Annotated in this window: 8 protein-coding genes; 2 read left to right on the top strand and 6 right to left on the bottom strand. The window is 41.7% G+C overall.

Going from position 1 to position 7,075, the window contains the following annotated elements; genetic code table 11:
- Nucleotides 1-38: 38 nt before the first annotated feature.
- From asrC to ACH2DQ_RS10135, 5 genes are all read right to left on the bottom strand, one after another.
- Nucleotides 39-1,007, bottom strand: a complete 969-nt coding sequence (asrC, locus tag ACH2DQ_RS10155) for a sulfite reductase subunit C (protein ID WP_394915854.1) — start codon at nucleotides 1,005-1,007, stop codon at nucleotides 39-41.
- 12 nt (nucleotides 1,008-1,019) lie between these two features.
- The gene (gene asrB / locus ACH2DQ_RS10150; protein WP_394915855.1) at nucleotides 1,020-1,808 is read right to left on the bottom strand and encodes an anaerobic sulfite reductase subunit AsrB; all 789 of its coding nucleotides are present in this window, start codon (nucleotides 1,806-1,808) and stop codon (nucleotides 1,020-1,022) included.
- Nucleotides 1,801-2,817, bottom strand: coding sequence for an anaerobic sulfite reductase subunit AsrA (gene asrA, locus ACH2DQ_RS10145; protein ID WP_394915856.1), 1,017 nt, complete (start codon nucleotides 2,815-2,817; stop codon nucleotides 1,801-1,803). The genes asrB and asrA overlap by 8 nt, the downstream gene beginning before the upstream one ends.
- 83 nt (nucleotides 2,818-2,900) lie before the next feature.
- The gene (locus tag ACH2DQ_RS10140; RefSeq protein WP_394915857.1) at nucleotides 2,901-3,590 is read right to left on the bottom strand and encodes a Crp/Fnr family transcriptional regulator; all 690 of its coding nucleotides are present in this window, start codon (nucleotides 3,588-3,590) and stop codon (nucleotides 2,901-2,903) included.
- Nucleotides 3,591-3,611: 21 nt separating this feature from the next.
- Nucleotides 3,612-4,385 (bottom strand): formate/nitrite transporter family protein, encoded by a 774-nt coding sequence (locus ACH2DQ_RS10135; protein ID WP_394915858.1) that lies wholly within the window; start codon nucleotides 4,383-4,385, stop codon nucleotides 3,612-3,614.
- A gap of 191 nt (nucleotides 4,386-4,576) precedes the next feature.
- Between ACH2DQ_RS10135 and ACH2DQ_RS10130 the strand changes: the two genes are divergently transcribed.
- Nucleotides 4,577-5,371, top strand: a complete 795-nt coding sequence (locus ACH2DQ_RS10130) for an HD domain-containing protein (protein ID WP_394915859.1) — start codon at nucleotides 4,577-4,579, stop codon at nucleotides 5,369-5,371.
- Between the two features lie 199 nt (nucleotides 5,372-5,570).
- On the opposite strand, the gene ACH2DQ_RS10125 is transcribed toward ACH2DQ_RS10130, so the two are convergent.
- Nucleotides 5,571-6,260 carry a GNAT family N-acetyltransferase gene (locus ACH2DQ_RS10125; RefSeq protein WP_394915860.1) on the bottom strand — a complete coding sequence of 230 codons (690 nt, stop codon included), beginning with the start codon at nucleotides 6,258-6,260 and terminating at the stop codon, nucleotides 5,571-5,573.
- Nucleotides 6,261-6,355: 95 nt separating this feature from the next.
- Between ACH2DQ_RS10125 and ACH2DQ_RS10120 the strand changes: the two genes are divergently transcribed.
- On the top strand, nucleotides 6,356-7,075 hold a 720-nt coding region (locus tag ACH2DQ_RS10120), incomplete at its 3' end, for an ABC-ATPase domain-containing protein (RefSeq protein ID WP_395026637.1).

Below are 7,075 nucleotides of genomic sequence, written 5' to 3'. Positions count from 1 at the left end.
TCCTTCACTGACACTATTATAACCGATCAGCCATTTATTTACAATCTATAATGAATTCCGCTCCAGTAAACATGCTCTTTAACGATGGTCTCCGGCAGCAGTTCCACACCTTTTAACGCCCACTTTTTAAATTCCGCAAATCCCACGCGGTCAATGATATATCCCACATGCTCTTTACCGCCCGGCGCATTGCGGTCAATGTATTTCTCTACAAATTTATAGGTATTTAAAATAACCTTAATTATGGTATCTTCGTCCACCCAGACCATAAAGTCCTCGCCCAGTCTGGGATTTCTCTTACCGGTACGTCCCATGATGGTCAGACGGTAGTATTTTTGTTTACTTCTGGTAAATGCACGGGTCGGGCATTTGGTAACACAGACGCCGCAGCCTACACATAATTCCTCATTTCTGACAACCTTATCGTTCTCTTTTGAGAGCGCTTTCACAGAAAGCTTGTCACAACCTTTCACACATGCACCGCAGGTAACGCATCTGGATGGGTCATACTGAGGCAGTGTCATTCCGATGATTCCAAAATCATGCATTCTGGCTTTGATACAGTCATTGGCACATCCGGTCAGGGCTATCTTAAAATGCAGGTCATTTGGGAATATGGCGTCTTCTATTCTTCTGGCAAATTCCGCCGTATTATAATTGCCGAAAGGACAGACACGGTTTCCGATACATGCCGATACATTTCTTGTTCCGGATGACGGATATCCGGTATTGGGATTCACCTGATTGGTTCCCAGGTTTTCAATAATCGGCTGCAGCATTTCATTTACTTTATCGATATCATCTAAGGAAATTCCCTCGATTTCAAACCCCTGTCTGGTTGTCAGATGCACATTTCCATTTCCGTATTTGTCAGCGATTTCTTTTACCATTCCCAGAACCTCGGCATTGCATTTTCCACCGGGAACACGTACTCTGGAAGCAGTCATTCCCCGCTCCTTTGAAATACGGAAAGCATTTTTCTTTACTTTTTTTGTATTAATATCCATTCTGACACCTCCTTAGTCAAATAAATTCTTGCCCTTGGTATAGTTAAATACCGGGCCGTCCAGACAGATATAGGTATCGTCCATTTTGCAGTGGCCGCATTTCCCAATACCACAACACATCTTACGTTCCTGGGAAATCCAGATCTGTTCCTCTTTTATGCCTCGCTTTTGCAGTTCCAAAACCGTAAATTTCATCATAACAGGAGGCCCTACCACGATTGCGGCAACCTGATTAAGATCACGGATTTCAAGTTCCGGGATATATGCGGTAACCATTCCCTCTTTATACCCAGGCTCATCTGCCTGATCAACGGTAATGGTAAGATTCATCTGTTTTTCCCAGCGTTTAATACTGTCCCGAAACAAAATATCTTTCGGTCCCTTAAATCCTGCAATTACACTCATTCCTTTTGTTTCACCGATATGCTCTCCAAAGTAATCAATAACGCCCTTAACCGGTGAAACGCCGGTGCCGCCAGCAACTATAATCAGTTCTTTGCCCTTATAATCCTCCACTTCGAAACCATTTCCATAAGGTCCCCGCATGAACAGGCTCTGTCCTGCCTGGTTTTCAAAGATTTCATTGGTAACCTTACCCACTTTACGGATTGTAAGATCTACATAATCCTCTCCGATACCGCTGACCGAAATTGGAGCCTCTCCGAATTTCGGAATAGATACTTCAAAAAACTGTCCCGGTTTTACATCTCCCACATAAGCCATCCGAAAGGTATATTCGATTTCCGTATGTTTCTGAACCTCTTTAATTTCTGATAAAAAAGGGATATATTCATTACACATTTTCATTTCCCCCTTCCTTTTCCTGTGCTAATTTGCGGATACATGCTAGGTAAGAGATGTATTCCGGGCAGACATCCTCACAGCGTCCACAGCCTACACACATCTGATACCCAAACCGTTTCTTATAATCATATACCTTATGTAACACCTTAAAGCGCATCCTTTGACCCTGGTCCTTGCGGAAGCTGATATTGCCTGCCATATCTGTAAATCCATCTACCTGACAGGAACCCCAGACTCTTCTTCTCTCCCCTGCTTTGGGATTGTCTTTATAGAAAACATCCTGCATGGTAAAACAGGTACAGGTGGGACAGACGAAATTGCAGCGCCCGCAGCCGATACATCTTCCCGCATACTCTTTCCAAAATTCCGCATCCTGGATTCCGGCAGGCAGCGTTTCCGGAATTTCTATTTTCTCTTCATTTTCTGTTACAAAATCAATGGCAAGCTCCTCTTCTTTGCTTTCAAAACCATCGATCTGAGACTTCAGTTTTGCATCCCGGCAGTCCAGATATACATGTTCTTCATCCATTTTCAGATATGCATCATATTCATCCGCCTGATTTGTCCCCATACTTACGCAAAAACAGGAGTCAAAAGAAGTCGTACATCCCATCAATACGAAACGGGTATTTTCACGAATCCTTTTATAATAAAAATCCTCTGCTCCGTTTTTCAGATATATTTCATCCAGACGTTTTAAACCATGCAAGTCACAGCTTCGAAGCAATATGATCTTTTTCTTCTCATCCCTGTCCGGAACCTTCATTTCTTTTTCCGTAAAGTACAGAATGGTATCTGAAATCGGCAGCAATACCTCCTTAAAACTATACTCCGATTTCTTGTCCCATACGATATCCCCAAAGGATTTGATCTTTCCATAGCGGATCACATCCGTATCTGAAAAACATCCTTCCCCTTCAAATACCATGGGTGCATAAACATCGTATGATTCTGACAATTCCACCAAAAACCGATCTGCTACTTCTCTTTTTAAAAGATTTCCCATAGTCATTTTCCTTTCTTGTAATTTATTTATCTGCTTTTTGCAAACTGTTTGTTCCTGGTAAACAGTAGAGCGTATATGAAAATCTATGCCTTATAAAATGCCGCCAGTTCATCCGGCATAGGAAGAATGAAATGCCGGTTTTTATAAATCAGCAGTTCTCTGTTGCTTAAATTCTTACATGCCCGCGACACATTTTCTCTTGGCGCCCCCAGAAGATCTGCCAGCAGGTTCATGGTCAGTTCCACATCAATTTTAATTCCTTCCTCCGTTTCCACGCCGAAGTCACGCCCCAGTTTCCAAAGCTTTGCTGCAATCTTTCGTTCCAGGTACATATTACCTGTGGTATTTTTCAATTGATGGCTCATTCTCCACAGATACCGCTCATAGGATCTCATTACCGAATGCATCAATGCCGGTTCCTGGTCCATCCATTTTAAGAAGTCATTTTTTCTGATCTGCAGCAGCTTTAGCGGACAGACCGCCTCACAAAATACAGATACCGGCTTTTCACTTAAAATGTTATGATTCACCAGATTCCCTTTACCCAGTATGAAAATAATTTTGCGATTTCCATGTTTCGTTATATTATAGATCGATGCTTTTCCGCTGATAATAATGTACACAAAGTTCACGATATCCTTTGCATGAAATATAACCTCCGGCTTTTCATACGATACCACCATAGACTGGTTTAAAATCGTCTGAATCATGCTGCAGGGAATTTCCTGGAAAAAATCTAATTTTTTCATTTCATTTATGGATATCTCTTTCATACGGGTGCTCCTTATCTCTGATTATTTTTTTCTCTGCTTTGCTATCACGCAGTAAGGAACGGCGACGAACAGGATTCCACCAATCATATTTCCAAGTGTAACCACCAAGAGGTTGTATACAAATCCTCCGAGACTGACTGCAAAAGTATATGGATCTAAAAGTCCCACGGTTAAAAGGGTCATATTGGCGATGCTGTGTTCAAATCCCACGGTAATAAACACAAACAGACACCAGAAGATCATGATTAATTTACCTGCCTCAGATTTGCATTTAAATCCGCACCATACTGCTATACATACAAGTATATTACATAATATGCCCCTTGTCAGCAGTGGAAAGAATGAAACTGCCATTTTCGCTTCTGATGTTTTAGCTATAAACTCTCCCACTGGTCCGCTGGCAAGTCCGGTCACATGATACAAGACTCCCAATATAACAGCACCCAGCAGATTTCCGATCCAACAGACTACCCATAATACCAGTGTATCTTTAAATGTCACTTCTTTTCTGAATAGACCAACCGTCATAACGAAATTATTGCCGGTAAATAATTCTGCTCCCGCAATTACAACAAGGCTTAAGGCAACGCCAAAGCATGCTCCCATAACAATCTTCGTTGCCGGCGAACCCGCTGCATTTAGTATGCCTCCGGCGGTAAAAATCAGCAGTATACCAAATCCTATGTACATCCCTCCAAATAAAGACACCAGAAAATATCCAGCCGGGTTGTTCTTTAACAGATTTACTTTTGCTTTTGATGCATTACATACAAGTCCTACTTCCTCTTGAAACATAAAAATCTCCTTCCTTTTCCTCTTTTGCTTACTATCAATTGCTTTCATCGTTATTATATCCCAGGAGATTCGTTCAGTCGGTGATGATCGTCACAGTTTGACAAAAAATAATCAATCTTGTTGGGTTGAGTGGATGTTCCCTTGAATCATCCCCTTATCTATGTTATCTTTATCAGTGGTATACATATATTATGGCAATCCAGAAAGGGATTATTATGATCGACTTTAAAAAAGCAAAAGATGAATTTGAAAAATACTTAGATAGCTATGACCGCAGTAACGATAAGATCAACCTGAAAATCATACATACCTATGGGGTCATGGACTACAGCCAGGAAGTGGCATGCCGGATGAAGCTTTCACAGGAAGATACAGACCTGGCTAAAATTATCGCTCTGCTTCATGATATCGGAAGGTTTGAACAATTAAAACGCTATGACAGCTTTCAGCCCGATACTATGGATCATGCATCCTATGGCGTGCAGCTCCTGTTTGATGACGGAATGATCCGACGTTTCGCTGCGGACAGCCAATGGGATGAAATCATAAAAACTGCAATTGCCCATCACAGTGATTTTGCCCTCCCTGATATAGACGATCCCTGCACTCTGCTCCATTCAAGACTGATTCGGGATGCTGATAAGCTGGATAACTGCCGGGTGAAACTGGAAGAATCCATAACTACTCTTTTGGGGGCTTCTCCTGCTGAGGTGGGTCTTACATCTGTCAGCCCGGCAGTTGCCAGGAGTTTCTTTCGCAAAGAATCCGTTCTTTCCTCTGACCGGAAAACACTTATTGACTACTGGATATCCTATCTGGCTTATTTCTTTGACATTAACTTCAAGGAAAGCCTGCAGATCATAGACGAGCATCACTTTATCAGCCGTATTATAAAGCGGATACCTTATGAGAACCCTGACACTCATAAAATCATGTATGAAATGGAACATACATTAAATGATTATGTCAGCAAAGCATATGTGTAAATTCATCTGATGAACCTGATGATTCTCTCCTATTATTTCGAATGCGGTTAAATAATTGTTTAAAAAAAGATACCATCAGCCCCGCTTGTCCTAAATCAAGTCGGATTCTGATGGTACCTGATAAATCAATCTTTACAAATTTCATTTCATAAAAACTGTATCCTGCAATTTTCATTCTTTATTTTATACTTATGCATGTCTATTTCTTATCCCTGATCTCCACCCATCTTTCAAATACAGCATCTTCAAACATGCAGTGGTAAATTCTGCTCAATTCCTCATATACATTCACTTTATCATCACCCTCAAACGGCAGAATCATGGTACGGTATTCCACGCCGAAGAGCTTACTTGTGATTTCCGTCTGGTGCAGCCCGTTTTTCTCATAGAAAACTATTCTGCGCTGCATAATCCCCAGATCTTCGTCTTTTTCTGCAAAATCAGGATTTTCTACTTCCAGAATAATTCCTCTGGTATGGGTCAGATTCTCAGCCAGCATTTTCAAGAAAAGACTGCCATAACCGCCGCATCTCTTATCTCTGCAGATTGCAAAATAATCCAGCAGAACATAATGTTCATCACCCGGTGTGACAAAAAGTGCATAGCCTGTCAGTTCTTCCTCATTGTAAAGACCATAGGCTGAATAAACTCCTTCATTCCACATATTCTCGATACGTGAAAATGGTTTTACCTCTGCTTCGGGAAAATCAAAAACCAGATGTTCCACATATATTTCCCTGACTTGTTCCAGTGTTAATTTTCTTAAATTCATATCATTACCTGCCGCCTGTTTAAAACGATCAATTTGTGCATTGATGATTCCGTCAGGCTTAAACTTTCTAAATATTTGCTTCGACATAGAAGCTTTGTATCCGCTATTATACCCCATATACCTCCAAAATACAACCTTGTAACTTTCCGTCTTTTACGGTAAGATATTTTTTAGAAAAGAATACTACACATTAAGGAAAGGATCTGACATAAATGAAAACTTCAAATGACCTGCAGCGTCTGCTTCAAACAATTGACCACAAAAGCTATCCTGCTTATAAAGATACCAGGGGCAGCTATGATTTTCGTACCTATACCTTAAATATCGACCATGTCCAGGGCGATCCTTTTGCATCGCCTTCCAAGCTCAGTGTTGCTGTAGATGGCAAAATAGCCGGATTTCCCCCGGTTTTATTTGACTGTCCCCATAAACGAATCGCCTTACAGGACTATCTCCTTCGTTTATTCAGCCAGAAAATCAGCCAGTATAATTTCAAGGCGAAAGGCTCCGGCAAGAGCGGGCTGATATCCGTAAGCCATTGCGGACAGGAAATTCTGGAGCGCACTGCCTGCGAAATTGATCCCTCCACAGGAAAGGTGCTGGTTCGGTTTGAAGCAGGTTTTCCCGCAAACGGAAGGACCATAAATGCTTCCCAGCTGATCCGCATTCTCTTCGATTTCCTCCCGGATTGTGTAAACAGTACGCTGTTTTATGCTAAATTAAATCCAGGCAAAGTACAATCCGTGATTTTTCTGGCAGAAGACCAGCAGTTTATCCGAGAACAGCTTCCCCTTATGGGGCTTACCGCCTTTGTTGCAGATGGCTCCATTCTGCCAAGAGAATCCGGTGTTTCCGCAAGACCTATGAAGAGTGGAATTGCTTTCGTTTCTCCGGAATCCCTGAAAGTTACCCTCACGCTCCCACACCGCGGA

Source organism: Robinsoniella sp., from assembly GCF_034124845.1.
Note: the sequence above shows the minus strand (reverse complement) of the source record. Positions and strands in the feature narration are given on the sequence as shown.

Coding starts and splice junctions, on each gene's coding strand:
- ACH2DQ_RS10140 (WP_394915857.1), bottom strand. CDS start 3,590: ATGAAAGAGATATCCATAAATGAAATGAAAAAATTAGATTTTTTCCAG.
- asrB (WP_394915855.1), bottom strand. CDS start 1,808: ATGTGTAATGAATATATCCCTTTTTTATCAGAAATTAAAGAGGTTCAG.
- ACH2DQ_RS10125 (WP_394915860.1), bottom strand. CDS start 6,260: ATGGGGTATAATAGCGGATACAAAGCTTCTATGTCGAAGCAAATATTT.
- asrC (WP_394915854.1), bottom strand. CDS start 1,007: ATGGATATTAATACAAAAAAAGTAAAGAAAAATGCTTTCCGTATTTCA.
- asrA (WP_394915856.1), bottom strand. CDS start 2,817: ATGGGAAATCTTTTAAAAAGAGAAGTAGCAGATCGGTTTTTGGTGGAA.
- ACH2DQ_RS10130 (WP_394915859.1), top strand. CDS start 4,577: ATGGCAATCCAGAAAGGGATTATTATGATCGACTTTAAAAAAGCAAAA.
- ACH2DQ_RS10135 (WP_394915858.1), bottom strand. CDS start 4,385: ATGTTTCAAGAGGAAGTAGGACTTGTATGTAATGCATCAAAAGCAAAA.